Below are 18008 nucleotides of genomic sequence, written 5' to 3'. Positions count from 1 at the left end.
AGACGGCATCAGCGTTTGCTTATCTCGTCGAACACGCCGCCGGTGGCGAAGTGCACCTTCTGCGCTTCGGTCCAGCCGCCGAAGGTGTCATCCACGGTAAACAGCTTCAGCTGCGGGAACTGCCCGGCAAACTTGGCCGCCACCGCCGCATCGCGCGGACGGTAATAGTGCTGTGCCGCGATGGTCTGCCCTTCCGGCGAATACAGATACTTCAGGTAGGCGGTCGCCACGTTGCGGGTACCGCGTTTATCGACCACCTTATCCACTACCGACACCGTCGGTTCGGCCAGGATCGATTCACTCGGGGTGATAATCTCGAACTTGTCTTTGCCCAGTTCTTTCTCCGCCAACAACGCTTCGTTTTCCCAGGCGATCAGCACATCGCCGATACCGCGCTCAACAAAGGTGTTGGTCGCGCCGCGCGCGCCGGAATCTAACACTTCGACGTTCTTGTACAGGTTTTTGACGAAGTCCTGCGCCTTGGCCTTATCGTTGTTGTTGTGGTGCAACGCGTAGCCCCAGGCGGCCAGGTAGTTCCAGCGGGCGCCACCGGAGGTTTTCGGGTTCGGGGTGATCACCGACACGCCCGGTTTGAGCAGATCGGGCCAATCGTGAATCTGTTTCGGGTTGCCTTTGCGCACCAGGAAGACGATGGTCGAGGTGTAAGGCGCCGAGTTGTCCGGCAGGCGTTTGATCCAGTCTTTCTCGATACGCCCGCGTTCGGCGATGGCGTCGACGTCATAGGCCAACGCCAGCGTCACCACGTCGGCCTCGATGCCGTTGATCACCGAGGTCGCCTGTTTGCCGGAGCCGCCATGCGACTGGCGCACCGTCACCTTGTCGCCGGTTTCCGCCTGATAGTGCTTGCTGAATGCCGTGTTGTAAGCCTGATAGAACTCACGCGTCGGATCGTATGACACGTTCAGCAGTTGAATATCCTTCGCCATGGCGCCGGACGCCAACAGCACCAATGTCAGACCAACACCCCATTTACGCATCGACAGGCTCTCCCAGAAAATTAAGCGCAACCTCAATCGGTTGATTTAGCATCAGAGCCTGCCAGAAACTTTCCCGGCAATTAAAGAATAAAAAATTTTGGGATAGATGATTCCGGAATATATCGCCGACGGGCATAAAAAAGCCCCCGCGAGCGGAGGCTTTTTTGTCGTGCGGTGAGCGGCATATCAGTACAGTTTTTTCGCCGTTTCCAGCCAGTCACCCTTGAACGGACGCTTCATGTTTTCGATCGCGTCGATGATGTCGTGATGCACCATTTTTTCGTTCTGGATACCGACGCAGCGGCCGCCGTAACCCTGCAGCAGCAGCTCGATGGCGTAGGCGCCCATGCGCGAGGCCAGGATGCGGTCGTAGGCAACCGGCGAACCGCCGCGTTGAATGTGGCCCAACACGGTAGCGCGAGTTTCACGCTTGGTTTCCTGCTCGATGTGGCGCGCCAGCTCATCGATATCGCAGATGTGCTCGGTGATCGCCACGATGGCGTGTTTTTTACCCTTGGCGATACCGGCCTTGATTTCGCACACCAGGTCTTCGCGGTTGAATTCGATTTCAGGCAGCACGATGAATTCGCAACCGCCGGCAATCGCCGCCGCCAGCGTCAGATCGCCGCAGTAACGGCCCATCACTTCCACGATGGAGATACGCTGGTGCGAAGAGGAGGTATCGCGCAGGCGGTCAATCGCTTCCACCACGGTTTCCAGCGCAGTGAAGTAACCGATGGTGTAGTCGGTGCCGGCAACGTCGTTATCGATGGTGCCCGGCAGGCCGATGCACGGGAAGCCTTCTTCCGTCAGGCGTTTGGCGCCCATGTAGGAACCGTCGCCGCCGATCACCACCAGCGCGTCGATGCCGCGATTCTTCAGGTTTTCAATCGCCTTGGCGCGCACGTTTTCATCCCTGAACTCCGGGAAGCGGGCCGAGCCAAGGAAGGTGCCGCCGCGGTTGATCATGTCGGACACGCTATAGCGGTCCAGCTGCTCCATGCGATCTTCGTACAAGCCAAGGTAGCCATCGTAAATACCAAAAACTTCCAGACCTTCTGAAAGCGCAGAACGCACAACGCCGCGGATTGCAGCGTTCATACCCGGCGAATCACCGCCGCTCGTCAGTACACCGATTTTCTTGATCATGACTACCTCTGAACTGTGTAGATGCAATTTCTTAAGAATTCTGTCTCCGCCGATCGTCTTGAAACCTCTCCGGCTGCAGAAAACCAGCTTTACGGCTTATTGCTGGATATTATATCAAAAACACCCAGCTGAATTGATTCAAGTCACGCAATATAACGGTAAAAACACCGCATGGCACGCTGAGCTAACTCAGATATTCATGATAATACTTCGATCTATGCCTCTATCTGATTATAGCTCCCAATGCCCCTGCCTACCCGGTGGCACCACGGAGCACGGATCCAGGTGAATGATGACGTCCGCCCCCGCAAAACGGTGCCGCAACGCCTGTTCCACCTGATCGGCCAACCGATGCGCCTCACGCAGCGGCAGCGTGTCTTCCATCTCCAGATGCAGCTGGATGAAACGCGTCGGCCCCGACTGCCGCGTGCGCAGATCGTGCGCGCCTTTCACCCCGGGCCAGGAGGAAACCACCTCGATAATCGCCTGGCGTTCGTCATCCGGCAACGCCCGATCCAGCAGCGACTGCACAGCTTCGTAGCCCATGCGCAGCGCGCTATACAGGATGTAAACGCCGATGCCCAGCGCGAACAGCGCGTCCGCCCGCTGGAAGCCGTACCAGCTTAGCCCAAGAGCGATAAGAATAGCACCATTCATCATGACATCTGACTGATAATGCAGCATATCTGCGCGCACCGCCTGGCTGCGCGTTTTTCTGACCACCCAACGTTGATAGGTGACCAGAATCAGGGTGCTGATCAACGCGATCACCATCACGACGATCCCGACGCCGGGATCGCGCAGCGTTTGCGGCGCATACAAATGCTGGAAGCCGGTGAGGAACAGAAACAGGGCGGAGCCGGAAATAAACATGCTTTGCGCCAGCGCCGCCAGCGATTCCGCTTTGCCGTGGCCAAAGGTGTGCTCGGCATCGGCCGGCTGCAGCGAATAGCGCACCACCAGAAGGTTGGTCAGCGAGGCGGCAATATCGACCAGCGAATCCACCAGCGCCGCCAGCAGGCTGACCGAACCGGTGTGGTACCAGGCGACGATTTTGATCAACAGCAGCGACGACGCCAGCGCGGTAGCGGCCAACGCAGCGGACTTTACCAGGCGTGCATAGCGCTGTTCCATGAAGGGATCCCGGTCAAAAGGTGTGGCGCTCAATATAGCGAAATGTCGGATAAAAAAAACCCCGCCATCATGGCGGGGAAGACAGGGATGGTGTCTATGGCAAGGAAAAACAGGGGACTACTCAGTCGTACTTCACTTCTGGGCAGAAGCTTGCTGCAAACCAGAAATTTGTTGCTCCATCTGCTGCATACGCTGCTGATGTTTCTGGTCTAAAACACTTTTTTGCTCTGGCGTCAGCAGGTTATACATTTGGTTGCGCACCCGGGCCATTTCGACCTGGCGCTTGACCTGCTGTTGGGCCATCTTTTCCGCCTGGGCATACACGGCGGCTTCGTCAAATTTCTCTGCGGTCACCAGTTTATGCATGGCTTCCATTTCAGCTACATTGACACCAGGCAGATCGTGCCGGGCCTGGCGCATCAAATCGCGCATTTGCTGGCGCTGCTGTTCGCTGAGGCTGACACCGTCGAACATATGGTGCTGGCCGGGTATTCGGGTCATCGCGTCGTTGCCGGGAGGTTGGGCTGTGTCCGGTATAGTGTCGGCAGCGAAGGCAGCGGTCGAACCAATTGCCAGCAGTGATGCCATAACTAATGCGGTCACCTTACGCATTTCAACTCCTCAAGCTTTCTCACTTTGCGAATCAACGAGGAGCAGTGTACCGCTACACCTGAAAACCTGCGTCAGTGCATGTAAAACTACGTAAAGTCATGGAATGGCAACAGTTGATGACGTATTTTGCGTCTGGAGGTAAATCATAATGAACAAGATTCTGTTAGTTGACGACGACCGCGAGTTGACCTCGCTGTTAAAAGAACTGCTTGAAATGGAAGGTTTTAATATCGTCGTCGCGCACGATGGCGAGCAGGCGTTGTCGCTGCTGGACAGCTCCGTCGACCTGCTGCTGCTCGACATCATGATGCCGAAGAAAAACGGTATCGATACGCTGAAAGAACTGCGCCAACATCACCAGACGCCGGTCATCATGCTGACCGCGCGCGGCAGCGAACTGGACCGCGTGCTGGGCCTGGAGCTGGGCGCCGATGATTACCTGCCGAAACCCTTCAACGATCGCGAACTGGTCGCGCGCATTCGCGCCATTCTGCGCCGTTCCAACTGGAGCGAACAGCAGCAGCAGGTCGACAGCGGCGCCCCGACGCTGGATGTCGATGGCCTGCAGCTCAACCCCGGCCGCCAGGAGGCCAGCTTCGACGGTCAGGTACTGGATCTGACCGGCACCGAATTCACCCTGCTTTACCTGCTGGCGCAGCATCTCGGCCAGGTGGTGTCGCGCGAACTGCTGAGCCAGGAAGTGCTGGGCAAACGCCTGACCCCGTTCGATCGCGCCATCGACATGCACATTTCCAACCTGCGGCGTAAGCTGCCGGATCGCAAAGACGGGCATCCGTGGTTCAAAACCCTGCGCGGGCGGGGTTATTTGATGGTATCTGCAACATGATCAACAGTTTGACGGCACGCATCTTCGCCATTTTCTGGTTCACGTTAGCCCTGGTGCTAATGTTGGTGCTGATGGTGCCCAAGCTCGACTCCCGCCAAATGACCTCGCTGCTCGACAGCGAGCAGCGGCAGGGGTTGATGCTGGAACAGCACGTCGAGGCCGAGTTGCAAAACGATCCGGCCAACGATCTGATGTGGTGGCGCCGCCTGTTCCGCGCCATCGACAAATGGGCGCCGCCGGGCCAACGCCTGCTGCTGGTCACCAGCGAAGGCCGGGTGATCGGCGCGCAGCGCAATGAAATGCAGATCGTCCGCAACTTCATCGGCCAATCCGATAATTCAGATCATCCGAAGAAGAAAAAGTACGGACGCGTCGAACTGGTCGGGCCGTTCGCGGTACGCGACGGCGAAGACAACTACCAGCTGTACCTGATCCGCCCCGCCAACAGCCCGCAATCCGATTTCATCAACCTGATGTTCGACCGGCCGCTGCTGCTGCTGATCGTCACCATGCTGATCAGCGCCCCGCTGCTGCTGTGGCTGGCCTGGAGCCTGGCGAAACCGGCACGCAAGCTGAAGAACGCCGCCGATGACGTGGCGCGTGGCAACCTGAAGCAGCATCCGGAACTGGAGGCCGGCCCGCAGGAGTTTCTGGCCACCGGCGCCAGCTTCAACCAGATGGTCAGCGCGCTAGAGCGCATGATGAACGCGCAGCAACGGCTGATCTCGGACATCTCGCACGAGCTGCGCACGCCGCTGACGCGCCTGCAGCTGGCCACCGCGTTGATGCGTCGCCGCCATGGTGAAGGCCACGAGCTGGCGCGCATCGAAACCGAAGCGCAGCGGCTGGATTCGATGATCAACGATCTGCTGGCGCTGTCGCGCGGGCAGCAAAAAGGCGAGCTGGCGCGCGAGCAGCTGAAGGCCAACGACCTGTGGGCCGACGTGCTGGACAACGCCCGTTTCGAAGCGGAACAGATGGGCAAGCAGTTGGAGATCACCGCGCCGCCCGGCCCGTGGACGCTGTTCGGCAACGCGAGTGCGCTGGATAGCGCGTTGGAAAACATCGTGCGCAACGCCCTGCGTTATTCGCACACCCGCATTGCCGTGGCGTTCAGCGCCGACAATCAGGGCGTGACCATCCAGGTTGACGACGACGGCCCCGGCGTCAGCGCCGAAGATCGCGAGCAGATCTTCCGTCCGTTCTACCGCACCGATGAAGCGCGCGACCGCGAATCCGGCGGCACCGGCCTCGGCTTGGCGATCGTCGAAGCGGCGGTCAACCAGCATCGCGGCTGGGTGAAGGCCGAAGACAGCCCGCTTGGCGGCCTGCGGCTGGTGCTGTGGCTGCCGCTGCATCATCAACGTCTATCGACTAAGACAGAACAGTAAGAGTTTGCTATCCTGCGCCCCTCGTTCACGAGGGGCCTGCAACATGCTGAACATCGTTTTATTTGAACCCGAAATTCCACCCAACACCGGCAATATCATCCGCCTGTGTGCCAATACCGGCTTTAACCTGCACCTGATCGAACCGCTGGGATTCCCGTGGGACGACAAGCGCCTGCGCCGCGCCGGGTTGGACTACCATGAGTTCACCCGCGTCAGCCGCCATGCCGATTACGCCGCCTTTCTGGCCGCCGAAAACCCGCAGCGGCTGTTTGCCCTCACCACCAAGGGCACGCCGGCGCACAGTGCCGTCAGCTACCAGGCCGGCGACTACCTGCTGTTCGGCCCGGAAACGCGCGGGTTGCCCGCCGACATCCTCGATGCGCTGCCTGCGCAGCAAAAAATCCGCATCCCGATGCAGGCGCAAAGCCGCAGCATGAACCTGTCGAATGCCGTATCGGTGGTGGTGTATGAGGCCTGGCGGCAGCTGGACTATGCCGGCGCGCTGATCAAGGCATAATCCGCGACGACGCGCCATACTGAAAGGGTTAACCTCTCCAGGCACGGCATATGGCTTTCGTCGCAGATATTGTCACCCAGCTTCGCCGGCTCGAACCGGCGCTGAACGAGGCGCTGCTGCGGCTGCAACAGGCGCAAGACACCGAAGCGCTGCACGACTTGCGCGTCTGCCTGCGCCGCATTCGCAACCTGCTGCGTCCGTTGCGCGGCTGCCCCGGCGCAACCCGGCTCGATCGGGCCGCCGCCGAGTTAGGGCGGCTCACGACGCCGCTGCGCGATCTCGAGGTGCTGATCGCCGAACTGGCACGCCATCGCCTCGATTGGCAGGCCAACGTGCGCCGGAGCGATCTTCAGGCTCGCTGCCGTCAACTGCTCGCCCATCCGCAGCTCATCGACTTTCCCTTGCTGTTGCACGCCTGGCCGCGCCGCTTCCGCCGCACCGCGCGACGCACCGCCAAATACCGCCTGAACCGGCGCCTACAGCGCCAGCAGCGGCAGCTGCGCCGGGCATTGGCCGATACCGGCTACGATCGCCACCGTCTGCGGCTGCTGATAAAACGCCTGCGTTACGCCGCCGAAGCCTATCCGCAACGCCTTCCCCTCTCTGCCGAAGCGACGGCGGGCCTCAAAGCGGCGCAAAACGCCCTCGGCGACTGGCACGATCGGGAGGTCTGGTGCCTGCAGGCCGAGCATCAGGCGGATCTCTGGCCGTTGTTGCCCCTATGGCAAGTTGAGCAACACCAGGCGCTGGCCAGAGCGGATACCCTACTCGCCGCCTTATCACCGGCGCTGGCGGCGAAAACCGGCGGCGCATCACGCTCCTGAAAAAAGGCCGCGGCAGGGCACACCCGGCCCCGAAAATGCCCGATGAGGCACAGATAATGCGCTATGTTTTGTAAGGGTAATCACCACTCATCATAGGAAACCATATGAAGAAACAACGCTTGAGCGTTGCCATGGCGGTTCTGGCAGCGGGCTTGTTGCTGGCGGGCTGTTCGTCCAAAGTCACCCAAACGTCTCAATATTCGGGCTTCTTGTCCGATTACAGCAAACTGCAGGAAACCACCTCGCCAAGCGGCCATAAAACGCTGCGCTGGATAGATCCAAACTACAAGGAATCCAACTACCGCGGCCTCTATTTCCAACCGGTGGTCTATTTCCCGGCGGAAAAACCGACCACGCGCGTCAGCCAGGACACGCTGAACAAAATCAAGGCGTATGCGACCCAGCGGATTAAAGCCGCGCTGCAGAACCGCTTCACCATTCTGCCCAGCCCGGCAGGCTCACGTGTGTTAGTAGCCAAACTCGCCATCACCGCCGTTTCCGCCGAAAACGAAGACATGAAGTTCTATGAGGTGGTACCGGTCGCGGCGGTCGTTGCCAGCACCATGGCGGCGACCGGGCACCGGACGCAAAATACCGCGCTGTATATCGAAGGCGAGCTGATCGATCAGGACACCGGTAAAACGGTGATGGAAGTGGTACGCAAGGCTTACGGCAAAACCGTCAACAACAACAGCACGCCGGTCACGGCGGATGACGTCAAGGCGGCGATCGACGACATCGTTACCGATATCACCAACTTCCCGAAACAGGGCTGACCGCCGCCGGAAAAACACAGGGGGAGCCGAAGCTCCCCCTGAATGGCTGCGCAGACGGCACTCAAATGCCGTCGCCGTACTCAAAGCCGTGATTGGTGCCGTTGAAGTATTGATCCATATCCATCGACGGCGTATCGCTCTCTGGACGCCCGACGATGCGCGCCGGTACGCCGGCGGCGGTGGTGTGCGGCGGTATCGCCTGCAAGACTACCGAACCCGCACCGATCTTCGCGCCCTTGCCCACTTCGATATTACCGAGAATTTTGGCGCCGGCGCCAATCATCACCCCTTCGCGAATTTTCGGGTGACGGTCGCCGCTGGTTTTACCGGTACCGCCCAGGGTGACCGACTGCAGGATAGAGACGTTGTTCTCCACCACCGCTGTTTCACCGATCACAATGCCGGTGGCGTGGTCGAGCATGATGCCGCAGCCGATGGTCGCCGCCGGATGGATATCCACGCCGAAGGCGACGGAAATTTGATTTTGCAGGTAGATAGCCAGCGCTTGCCGCCCTTGCTGCCACAGCCAGTGACCGATACGGTAAGCCTGCAGCGCATGGAACCCTTTCAGGTAGAGCAGTGGCGTGGAATATTTATCGACCGCCGGGTCACGCAGCCGCACCGCGAGGATATCGCGCGCCGCCGAAACGATCATCTGGTTGTCTGACTTGTAGGCCTCTTCCACCACCTCGCGCACCGCGATGGCGGGCATGATCGGCGTCGCCAGCTTGTTGGCCAGCATATAGCTGAGCGCGCTGCCCAGGTTCTCGTGCTTGAGCAACGTCGCATGGAAAAAGCTGGCCAGCATCGGTTCACAATCAGCCAGTGCTCGCGCTTCTGATTTAATGCTGTTCCAGACCTGCTCCAACTCTTCTGACGACATCACATTCCCCTCTGCCTTGCCAAACGGGCCGCTTCACACGGTAGCGCGAAGCGGCCCAGGTCATTTGCGGGGTCAGCACGCTGCCCCGGCATATCGTTTTATGTCACGCGCTGGGTTTTTCGTCCTTTCGGGCTCGCCCCAGCAGGCTCAGCGCCGCTTCGCGGGCGTCTTTATGGCAGTAAAGCACCTGATAAATCTGTTCGGTGATCGGCATTTCCACGCCGTGCCGCTGCGCCAGCGCCAACACCTCTTTGGTATTGCGATAGCCCTCGACCACCTGGCCGATGCTGTCCTGCGCTTCCTGCACGCCTTTGCCCTGCCCCAGCATAATGCCGAAGCGGCGGTTGCGCGATTGGTTGTCCGTGCAGGTTAGCACCAGATCCCCCAGCCCCGCCATGCCCATGAACGTCGAAGGATCGGCGCCCAGCGCAGAACCCAGACGGCTCATTTCCGCCAGCCCGCGTGTAATCAACGCGGTGCGGGCGTTGGCGCCGAAACCGATGCCGTCGGACATGCCGGCGCCGATGGCGATCACGTTCTTCACCGCGCCGCCAAGCTGCACGCCGATGAAGTCGGGATTGCTGTAGACGCGGAAGCTCTTGCCGCAGTGCAGCAGCTGTTGCAGATCGTCGGCGAACTGCGCATCGGTCGCCGCCAGCGCGATCGCCGTTGGCAAACCGGCGGCCAGCTCTTTGGCGAACGTCGGCCCGGAGAGCACCGCCAGCGGGATCGTCTCGCCCAACGCCTCACGCGCCACGTCCTGCAGCAACCGGCCGGTTTCCGCTTCCAGCCCCTTGGTGGCCCACACGATGCGGGCGTCCGGGCGCAGATGCGGCTTCAGCTGGCGCAGCACGTCGCCGAACACGTGGCTCGGCACCACCACCAGCACGTCGCGGCTGGCCGCCAGCGCACGCGCCAAATCGGCTTCAAGCAGCAGGGTGTCGGGGAAGGGAACGTCGGGCAGAAACGCCTGATTGCAGCGATCTTGCTGCAACGTTTGAATTTGCGCGGGGTTGTGCCCCCACAGCACCACGGAGTGGCCGTTACGCGCCAGCGTAATGGCCAATGCGGTGCCGTACGAGCCGGCACCGATGACAGTCATTGAAGCATTGACGGTGTTCATCAGGCATCCTGATGTGGTGCGGCACCTTCGCCTTCCGCCTGCTGCTGCAGATAGTTCATGAACAGCGCGTCAAAGTTGACCGGTGCCAGGTTCAGCTGCGGGAATGTACCGCGGGAAACCAGGCTGGTGATGCACTCGCGCGCATACGGGAACAGGATGTTCGGGCAGTATGCACCCAGGCAATGCGCCAGCTGCGTGCCTTCGATGCCTGCTACCGAGAAGATGCCCGCCTGTTGCACTTCGCACAGGAACGCAGTTTCTTCGCCCAGGCTCGCCGTCACGGTTACGCGCAGTACCACTTCATACACTTCGTCAGCCAGCTGGCTGGACGCGGTATCCAGATCAAGTTTAACTTCCGGCTGCCATTCCTGCTGGAAAACCTGCGGCGCGTTCGGCGCTTCGAAGGAGATGTCCTTGGTATAAATACGTTGGATCTGGAAAGCCATTTCGGTGCTGTTTTGTTCTGACATGTGAGTAATACCCTTGGTTAAACGTCCTTATTGACACTCGGTGAACCGGCAAGCTGCTTAAAGCAGCGGATCCAGGCCGCCGCGAGCATCGAGTTCATATAAATCATCGCAGCCGCCGATATGCCGGCCATCGATGAAAATCTGCGGCACCGTGGTGCGCCCGCTGCGCTCGATCATCACTTCGCGCTTGGCGTTATCGCCGTCGATGGCGATCTCGTTAAACGCCGCGCCCTTGCTGTTCAACAGCGCCTTGGCGCGGTGGCAGAACGGACAGGTCGCTTTGGTGTAGATATCAATGTTAGCCATGGATTGCCACCTCAAATAGGTTAAACGGTTACTTACCGCGCACCAGCGGCAGGTTTTCTCCGCTCCAGCCGGAAATGCCGTCTTTCAGCATAGTCACCTTTTCAAAACCGGCCTTGCTCAGGTTCTCCGCCGGCTCGCGGGAGGCGGTGCCGTTGGCGCACACGACGATGATCGGCTGCGCTTTGTGTTTTTCCAGCTCGCCCAGGCTGCCGTTTTTGATTTCGCTGGCGGTCAGGTTGATGGCGTTGGCCAGGTGACCACGGCGGAAATCGTCGCGGCTGCGGGTGTCGACCACCACGGCTTCTTCTTTGTTGATCAGGCGAATAGCTTCACCGCGGGCGATCTCTTTGACCTTGGAGAAACGGCTTTTGAAGGTCATGACGATCACGGCGACCAGCAGAGCGATCCAAGCCAGGCTCAGAATAGGGTGTCTGCTTACGAATGGCATAATTTCTTGCAGCATGGGGTGTAACAACTCCCGTCAGTTAAGGGATAAATAAGTCAAGGTTCCAGAGTATACCTGCCGAGTGCGGCAAATACAGCCAATAAGCAAGCGCGATTGTAGAAACTGCGGGCTGCGCTGAGAAATTCCCGACGTCAGAGCATAAAAGCCCGCGCGATTTGCCGCAACCTTGATCTCTTTGGGCTATTTATCGCCGCCGGCGGTGTAAAATCAGCCGGTTTTTTCGAGGGTGAATAGCCATGCCTGCGGCGGGCGCATGGCTATTCGCAGCTTAAAAAGTTCATAAGAGGTCAATGCAATGTCGAGCAACAAAAAACCGATGGTACTGGTGATCCTGGACGGTTACGGCCATCGTGAAGAGCGGCAGGACAACGCGATCCTGAACGCCGGCACCCCGGTGATGGATCGCCTGTGGCGGGAGCAGCCGCATACGCTGATCGCCGCTTCCGGGCTGGATGTCGGCCTGCCCGATGGGCAAATGGGCAACTCCGAAGTCGGCCACGTCAACCTGGGCGCCGGGCGCATCGTGTACCAGGATCTGACCCGACTGGACAAAGCGATCGCCGACGGCGACTTCTTCGCCAACCCGGTGCTGACCGCCGCCGTCGATAAGGCCGTAGCGGCCGACAAGGCGGTGCATATCATGGGCCTGCTGTCGCCGGGCGGCGTGCACAGCCACGACGAGCACATCCTGGCCATGATCAAGCTGGCCGCCCAACGCGGCGCCAAAGCCGTTTATCTGCATGCCTTCCTCGACGGGCGCGACACGCCGCCGCGCAGCGCCGAAGCCCCGCTGCAACGCTGCCGCGACGCTTTCGCCGCGCTGGGCGTCGGGCGCATCGCCTCGCTGATCGGCCGCTACTACGCGATGGACCGCGACAACCGCTGGGATCGCGTGCAGCTGGCCTATGACCTGCTGACCGCGGCCAAAGGCGACGCCGTGGCCGAGGATGCGATCGCCGGCCTGCAGGCCGCTTATCAGCGCGGGGAAAACGACGAGTTCGTCAGACCGACCGTGATCCGCGCCGCCGGTGAGGCCGATGCCGCAATGCAGGACGGCGACGCGTTGATCTTCATGAACTTCCGCGCCGACCGCGCGCGCCAGATCACCCGCGCCTTCGTGAACGCGGATTTCGACGGTTTCCCACGCGCCAAACAGGTGCAGTTCGGCGATTTCGTGATGCTGACCGAATACGCCGCCGACATCGCAACCGCCTGCGCCTATCCGCCGGCGTCGCTGGCCAACACCTTCGGCGAATGGCTGATGAAGCACGACAAAACCCAGCTGCGCATCTCGGAAACCGAAAAATACGCCCACGTCACCTTCTTCTATAACGGCGGCGTGGAAACGCCGTTCAAGGGCGAAGACCGCGTGCTGGTCAACTCGCCGAAGGTTGCCACCTACGATCTGCAGCCGGAGATGAGCGCCGCCGAGCTGACCGACAAGCTGCTGAGCGCCATCCGCAGCGGCAAATACGATGCCATTATCTGCAACTACCCGAACGGCGACATGGTAGGGCATACCGGCGTGTATGAAGCGGCGGTCAAAGCGGTGGAAACGCTGGACGCCTGCATCGCCCAGGTGGTTGATGCAGTGCGCGACGTCGACGGCCAGCTGCTGATCACCGCCGATCACGGCAACGCCGAGCAGATGCGCGATCCGGCCACCGGCCAGGCGCACACCGCCCACACCAGCCTGCCGGTGCCATTGATTTACGTCGGCAAACCGGCGCGGGCGGTCGAAGGCGGCAAGCTTTCGGACATCGCGCCAACCCTGTTAACGCTGATGGGAATGGAAATCCCGCAAGAGATGACTGGTAAGCCGCTGTTCATCGTGGAATAATCCTTCTCCATGAGGGAGAAGGCGTTTTTTGCACTATCAAGGGTAACCCGAAGCGCAAACGCAGGCAGCCGACCGCTGCCTGAACGCACCGCGCCAAGGACGTTCACCGCCATGTGCGCCAGCGTATTTTGCGCTGGCGTCTTGCTGTTGCCGCTCGCCGGCCAGGCGGCGGAAGACAATAAATCCCAGCTGAAAGACATCCAGCAGAGCATCGCCGAGAAAGAAAAAGCGGTGAAGCAGCAGCAACAGCAGCGCAGCTCGCTGCAGGATCAGCTGCGTCAGCAGGAAAAAACCATCGCCCAGGCCAGCCGCCAGTTGCGCGACACCCAGGGCACGCTCACCCAGCTGGGCAAAGACATTTCCGGCCTGAACGCCTCGATAGCCAAACTGCAAAAGCAGCAATCGACCCAACAAAACCTCCTCGCCAAACAGCTCGACGCCGCCTTCCGGCAAGGGCAGCACAGCGCCGTGCAGCTGATCCTCAGCGGTGAAGAAAGCCAGCGCAGCGAACGTATTCTGGCCTATTTCGGCTATCTGAACGAAGCGCGTCAGAAAACCATCGAAGAGCTGAAGCAGACCCGCGCCGAGCTGGCGAAGCAAAAAACCACGCTGGTGGCCAAACAGGGCCAGCAAAAATCCTTACTGGGCGAGCAACAGACGCAGCAGCAGAAGCTGGAGCAGGCGCGTGGCGCCCGCAAGAAAACGCTGACCGCGCTGGAAGCCTCGCTGGAAAAAGACCAACAACGCCTGGTGGAACTGCGCCAGAACGAAGCCCGCATGCGCGACAAGATCGCTCGGGCGGAGCGCGAAGCCCGTGCGCGCGCCGAACGCGAAGCGCGTGAAGCGGCCAAGGTGCGCGAACAGGTGCGCATCAAGGAGCAGCAGGCGAAGAAAACCGGCACGACCTACAAACCTAGCGAAGCCGATCGCTCGCTGATGGCGCGAACCGGCGGCCTCGGTCGTCCGGCCGGCCAGCTGATGTGGCCGGTGCGCGGCCGCACGCTGCACGGCTTTGGCGAACAGCAGCAGGGCGAGCTACGCTGGAAAGGCATGGTGATCGAAGCCCGCGAAGGCAGCGAAGTGAAAGCCGTCGCCGATGGCCGCGTGCTGCTGGCCGACTGGCTGCAAGGCTATGGCCTGATGGTGGTGGTCGAACACGGTAAAGGCGACATGAGCGTGTACGGCTACAACCAAAGCGCGTTGGTCAACGTCGGGGCGCAGGTGCGCGCCGGCCAGCCGATCGCTCTGGTCGGCACCAGCGGCGGCCAGGGAACGCCGTCGCTCTATTTCGAAATCCGTCGTCAGGGACAGGCGGTTAACCCACTGCCGTGGTTGGGAAGATAGATTTGCGCTATGTCAAAACCCGAACAGCTCTGTTAATAGGCTGTCTGCTGCAGGTTTACGCTGCGCAGGCAGGAAAACTCTCCATCGTCATCGATGACGTGGGCTACCGCCCTCACGAAGAAAACGCGGTGCTGCAAATGCCGACGGCGATCTCGGTCGCGGTGTTGCCCAACGCGCCGCATGCCCGCCTGATGGCCACCCGCGCCCACAGCCAGGGCCGCGAAGTCTTGATCCACATGCCGATGGCGCCGCTCAGCAAGCAGCCGCTGGAGCGCGATACCCTGCAGCCTTCCATGAGCAGCGACGAGATCCAGCGCATCATCCGCAATGCGGTGAACAACGTGCCCTACGCGGTCGGCATGAACAACCACATGGGCAGCGCCATGACCTCCAGCCTGCCGGGCATGCAGAAAGTGATGCAGGCGCTCGAAAGCTACCGCCTGTACTTCCTCGACAGCATGACCATCGGCAGCAGCCAGGCGACCCGCGCCGCGGCCGGCACCGGCGTGAAAGTGATCAAACGCAAGGTGTTTCTCGACGATACCGCGAACGAAGCCGACATCCGCCGCCAGTTCAACCGCGCGGTCGAATTGGCGCGGCGCAACGGCTCCGCCATCGCCATCGGCCACCCGCGCCCGGCGACGGTAAAGGTGCTGCAGCAGATGCTGCCATCGCTGCCCGCCGATATCGTGCTGGTCAAACCGAGCGCGCTGCTGAACGAACCGCAGGGCAACGCTGGCGGCAGCTACGTCCCGCCGCCGGTCAAACCGCAAAAACCGCAGCCGAACAACCCGTTCAGCGGCGGCATCAAGCAGTGCAAGGTCAAACCGCCGAAGGAAAAAACCAACGCCGGTACCGCACTGGGCATCATCGCCGACAGCATCGCCAGCTCGCCGCCGGTGACCTTCATCAAGCGTCATTGGCAGCACTGGACGCAAGCCAAACCGCAAGCATAAAAAAGGGCCGGCATGCCGGCCCTTTTCACGTTTGCCGAGATCAATCCCAGCTCAGCACCACTTTGCCCGATTTGCCGGAGCGCATGGCGTCGAAGCCCTGCTGGAACTCGTCGATCGAGAAGCGGTGGGTGATGATCGGGGTCAAATCCAACCCGGACTGGATCAGCGCCGCCATCTTGTACCAGGTTTCGAACATTTCGCGGCCGTAAATCCCTTTGATAAACAGCCCTTTGAAGATAACCTGGTTCCAGTCTATCGACATGTCCGAAGGCGGAATGCCCAGCATGGCGATACGCCCGCCGTGGTTCATCGCATTGAGCAGCGTGCGGAACGCCGGCGGCGCGCCGGACATTTCCAGACCGACGTCGAACCCTTCGGTCATGCCCAGCTCAGCCATCACGTCGTTGAGATTTTCCTTGCTGACGTTCACCGCGCGGGTCACGCCCATCTTGCGCGCCAGTTCCAGACGGTATTCGTTAACGTCGGTGATCACCACATGACGGGCGCCGACGTGTTTGCACACCGCCGCCGCCATGATGCCGATCGGGCCGGCGCCGGAGACCAGCACGTCTTCCCCGACCAGATCGAACGACAGCGCGGTGTGCACCGCATTGCCGAACGGATCGAAGATCGAAGCCAGTTCGTCGGAGATGTTATCCGGGATCTTGAAGGCGTTGAACGCCGGGATCACCAGGTATTCCGCGAAGCTGCCCGGACGGTTCACGCCCACGCCGACGGTGTTGCGGCACAGGTGCGTGCGGCCGCCGCGGCAGTTGCGGCAGTGGCCGCAGGTGATATGGCCTTCGCCGGACACGCGATCGCCGATGCTGAAACCTTTGACTTCCTGACCGATCGCCACCACTTCGCCCACGTATTCATGGCCGACCACCATCGGAACCGGAATGGTTTTTTGCGACCACTCGTCCCAGTTGTAGATATGCACATCGGTGCCGCAGATCGCGGTTTTGCGGATTTTGATCATGATGTCGTTGTGGCCCAGCTCCGGCTGAGGCACGTCGGTCATCCAAATCCCTTCTTCCGCTTTCAGTTTTGACAGTGCTTTCATGGTTTTACCTTATGCAATAACGCCAAGATCCTTACCGATACGTGTAAACGCCGCCACTGCGCGTTCGATTTGCTCCGGGGTGTGGTCGGCGGACATCTGGGTGCGGATGCGCGCCTGGCCTTTCGGCACCACCGGATAGAAGAAACCGGTCACATAGATGCCTTCCTTGAGCAACGCATTGGCGAATTCCTGCGCCAGCTTCGCCTCACCCAGCATGACCGGGATGATGGCGTGATCGGCGCCGGCCAATGTGAAGCCGGCGGCGGTCATTTTTTCGCGGAACAGACGCGCGTTGGCCCACAGGCGATCGCGCAGGGCGTCGCCCTCTTCCAGCAGTTCCAGCACTTTGATCGACGCGGCGACGATCGCCGGCGCCAGCGAGTTGGAGAACAGGTACGGGCGCGAACGCTGGCGCAGCCACTCCACCACTTCTTTCTTGGCGGCGGTGTAGCCGCCGGAAGCGCCGCCCAGCGCTTTGCCTAACGTACCGGTAATGATATCGACGCGGCCCATCACTTCGCAGTATTCATGGGTGCCACGCCCGTTGGCGCCGACAAAGCCCACCGCGTGGGAGTCATCCACCATCACCAGAGCCTGATACTCGTCCGCCAGATCGCAAACCCCTTTCAGGTTGGCGATCACGCCGTCCATCGAGAATACGCCGTCGGTGGCGATCAGGATGTGACGCGCGCCGTCGGCTTTGGCCTGCTTCAGCTGTGCGGCCAGCTCGGTCATGTCGTTATTGGCGTAGCGATAGCGCTTGGCCTTGCACAGGCGCACGCCGTCGATGATCGACGCGTGGTTCAGCGCATCGGAGATAATGGCGTCTTCCGGGCCCAGCAGGGTTTCGAACAGCCCGCCGTTGGCGTCGAAGCAGGAGGAGTACAGGATCGCGTCTTCCATGCCCAAGAAAGCCGCCAGTTTCTGTTCCAGCTGCTTGTGGCTGTCCTGGGTGCCGCAGATGAAGCGCACCGACGCCATGCCGAAACCGTGGCTGTCCATTCCCGACTTGGCGGCGGCGATCAGCGCCGGATGATTGGCCAAACCCAGGTAGTTATTGGCGCAGAAGTTGATCACATGGCTGCCGTCGGCAACGGCGATATCCGCCTGTTGCGCGGAGGTGATGATGCGTTCTTCCTTGAACAGCCCTTCACTGCGAGTGGCGGCAAGCTGTTGTTCCAACTGCTGATAAAAAGACGCTGACATTCGGTTATCTCCAGGATTGGGCTATTTGCGGCATATTTTACTGATTTGTAACCAAACTGACGAGAATGCGCGGGAGAGAATATTAAAATTGCAGCAGATA

At 60.5% G+C, this 18008-nt stretch carries 19 protein-coding genes; 8 read left to right on the top strand and 11 right to left on the bottom strand.

Going from position 1 to position 18008, the window contains the following annotated elements:
- Positions 1-8: 8 nt before the first annotated feature.
- From AC4PR2_RS16060 to cpxP, 4 genes are all read right to left on the bottom strand, one after another.
- Positions 9-998 (bottom strand): sulfate ABC transporter substrate-binding protein, encoded by a 990-nt coding sequence (locus AC4PR2_RS16060; RefSeq protein ID WP_060424973.1) that lies wholly within the window; start codon positions 996-998, stop codon positions 9-11.
- 186 nt (positions 999-1184) lie between these two features.
- Positions 1185-2147 carry a 6-phosphofructokinase gene (pfkA, locus tag AC4PR2_RS16055; protein WP_004931116.1) on the bottom strand — a complete coding sequence of 321 codons (963 nt, stop codon included), beginning with the start codon at positions 2145-2147 and terminating at the stop codon, positions 1185-1187.
- 231 nt (positions 2148-2378) lie between these two features.
- A complete protein-coding gene (gene fieF, locus AC4PR2_RS16050) occupies positions 2379-3281 on the bottom strand; it encodes a CDF family cation-efflux transporter FieF (protein WP_443014788.1) in 903 nt (300 codons plus the stop codon).
- A gap of 132 nt (positions 3282-3413) precedes the next feature.
- The gene (gene cpxP, locus AC4PR2_RS16045; protein WP_004931122.1) at positions 3414-3893 is read right to left on the bottom strand and encodes a cell-envelope stress modulator CpxP; all 480 of its coding nucleotides are present in this window, start codon (positions 3891-3893) and stop codon (positions 3414-3416) included.
- Positions 3894-4041: 148 nt separating this feature from the next.
- Between cpxP and cpxR the strand changes: the two genes are divergently transcribed.
- The 5 genes from cpxR to AC4PR2_RS16020 all read left to right on the top strand — a co-directional run bounded on the left by cpxR (position 4042) and on the right by AC4PR2_RS16020 (position 8248).
- Positions 4042-4740, top strand: a complete 699-nt coding sequence (gene cpxR, locus AC4PR2_RS16040; RefSeq protein WP_004931124.1) for an envelope stress response regulator transcription factor CpxR — start codon at positions 4042-4044, stop codon at positions 4738-4740.
- Complete coding sequence (gene cpxA, locus AC4PR2_RS16035) at positions 4737-6131, top strand: envelope stress sensor histidine kinase CpxA (RefSeq protein ID WP_048232185.1); 1395 nt, start codon at positions 4737-4739, stop codon at positions 6129-6131. Before cpxR ends, cpxA begins: the two co-directional genes overlap by 4 nt.
- 43 nt (positions 6132-6174) lie before the next feature.
- A complete protein-coding gene (gene trmL, locus AC4PR2_RS16030; protein ID WP_004931130.1) occupies positions 6175-6648 on the top strand; it encodes a tRNA (uridine(34)/cytosine(34)/5-carboxymethylaminomethyluridine(34)-2'-O)-methyltransferase TrmL in 474 nt (157 codons plus the stop codon).
- Positions 6649-6698: 50 nt separating this feature from the next.
- Entirely contained in the window at positions 6699-7472 is a 774-nt protein-coding gene (locus AC4PR2_RS16025) for a CHAD domain-containing protein (protein WP_197803988.1), read from the top strand.
- 104 nt (positions 7473-7576) lie between these two features.
- Entirely contained in the window at positions 7577-8248 is a 672-nt protein-coding gene (locus AC4PR2_RS16020) for a DUF3313 family protein (protein WP_197803987.1), read from the top strand.
- A gap of 61 nt (positions 8249-8309) precedes the next feature.
- On the opposite strand, the gene cysE is transcribed toward AC4PR2_RS16020, so the two are convergent.
- The 5 genes from cysE to AC4PR2_RS15995 all read right to left on the bottom strand — a co-directional run bounded on the left by cysE (position 8310) and on the right by AC4PR2_RS15995 (position 11493).
- On the bottom strand, positions 8310-9131 hold the full coding sequence (gene cysE / locus AC4PR2_RS16015) for a serine O-acetyltransferase (protein ID WP_004931135.1): 822 nt from the start codon (positions 9129-9131) through the stop codon (positions 8310-8312).
- A gap of 103 nt (positions 9132-9234) precedes the next feature.
- Positions 9235-10254 carry an NAD(P)H-dependent glycerol-3-phosphate dehydrogenase gene (gene gpsA / locus AC4PR2_RS16010; protein WP_038872626.1) on the bottom strand — a complete coding sequence of 340 codons (1020 nt, stop codon included), beginning with the start codon at positions 10252-10254 and terminating at the stop codon, positions 9235-9237.
- A complete protein-coding gene (secB, locus tag AC4PR2_RS16005; protein WP_025304678.1) occupies positions 10254-10724 on the bottom strand; it encodes a protein-export chaperone SecB in 471 nt (156 codons plus the stop codon). Before secB ends, gpsA begins: the two co-directional genes overlap by 1 nt.
- 57 nt (positions 10725-10781) lie before the next feature.
- Positions 10782-11030, bottom strand: a complete 249-nt coding sequence (gene grxC, locus AC4PR2_RS16000) for a glutaredoxin 3 (RefSeq protein WP_004931142.1) — start codon at positions 11028-11030, stop codon at positions 10782-10784.
- 28 nt (positions 11031-11058) lie between these two features.
- Complete coding sequence (locus AC4PR2_RS15995) at positions 11059-11493, bottom strand: rhodanese-like domain-containing protein (RefSeq protein WP_038872623.1); 435 nt, start codon at positions 11491-11493, stop codon at positions 11059-11061.
- 298 nt (positions 11494-11791) lie between these two features.
- Here AC4PR2_RS15995 and gpmM point away from each other — a divergent pair, with 298 nt between their 5' ends.
- From gpmM to AC4PR2_RS15980, 3 genes are read left to right on the top strand one after another with little or no spacing between them, the layout of a single operon-like run.
- Positions 11792-13336 (top strand): 2,3-bisphosphoglycerate-independent phosphoglycerate mutase, encoded by a 1545-nt coding sequence (gene gpmM / locus AC4PR2_RS15990; protein ID WP_060424981.1) that lies wholly within the window; start codon positions 11792-11794, stop codon positions 13334-13336.
- Between the two features lie 9 nt (positions 13337-13345).
- Positions 13346-14680 carry a murein hydrolase activator EnvC gene (envC, locus tag AC4PR2_RS15985; protein ID WP_049201812.1) on the top strand — a complete coding sequence of 445 codons (1335 nt, stop codon included), beginning with the start codon at positions 13346-13348 and terminating at the stop codon, positions 14678-14680.
- 2 nt (positions 14681-14682) lie between these two features.
- The gene (locus AC4PR2_RS15980) at positions 14683-15636 is read left to right on the top strand and encodes a divergent polysaccharide deacetylase family protein (protein ID WP_492175279.1); all 954 of its coding nucleotides are present in this window, start codon (positions 14683-14685) and stop codon (positions 15634-15636) included.
- Positions 15637-15676: 40 nt separating this feature from the next.
- Here AC4PR2_RS15980 and tdh read toward each other — a convergent pair whose 3' ends face one another.
- Together tdh and kbl are read right to left on the bottom strand one after the other, a co-directional pair.
- Positions 15677-16702, bottom strand: a complete 1026-nt coding sequence (gene tdh, locus AC4PR2_RS15975) for an L-threonine 3-dehydrogenase (protein WP_025304682.1) — start codon at positions 16700-16702, stop codon at positions 15677-15679.
- 9 nt (positions 16703-16711) lie between these two features.
- Entirely contained in the window at positions 16712-17908 is a 1197-nt protein-coding gene (gene kbl, locus AC4PR2_RS15970; RefSeq protein WP_004931154.1) for a glycine C-acetyltransferase, read from the bottom strand.
- Positions 17909-18008 lie beyond the last annotated feature (100 nt).

The sequence above is a fragment of the Serratia sp. A07 genome (assembly GCF_058725505.1).
Note: the sequence above shows the minus strand (reverse complement) of the source record. Positions and strands in the feature narration are given on the sequence as shown.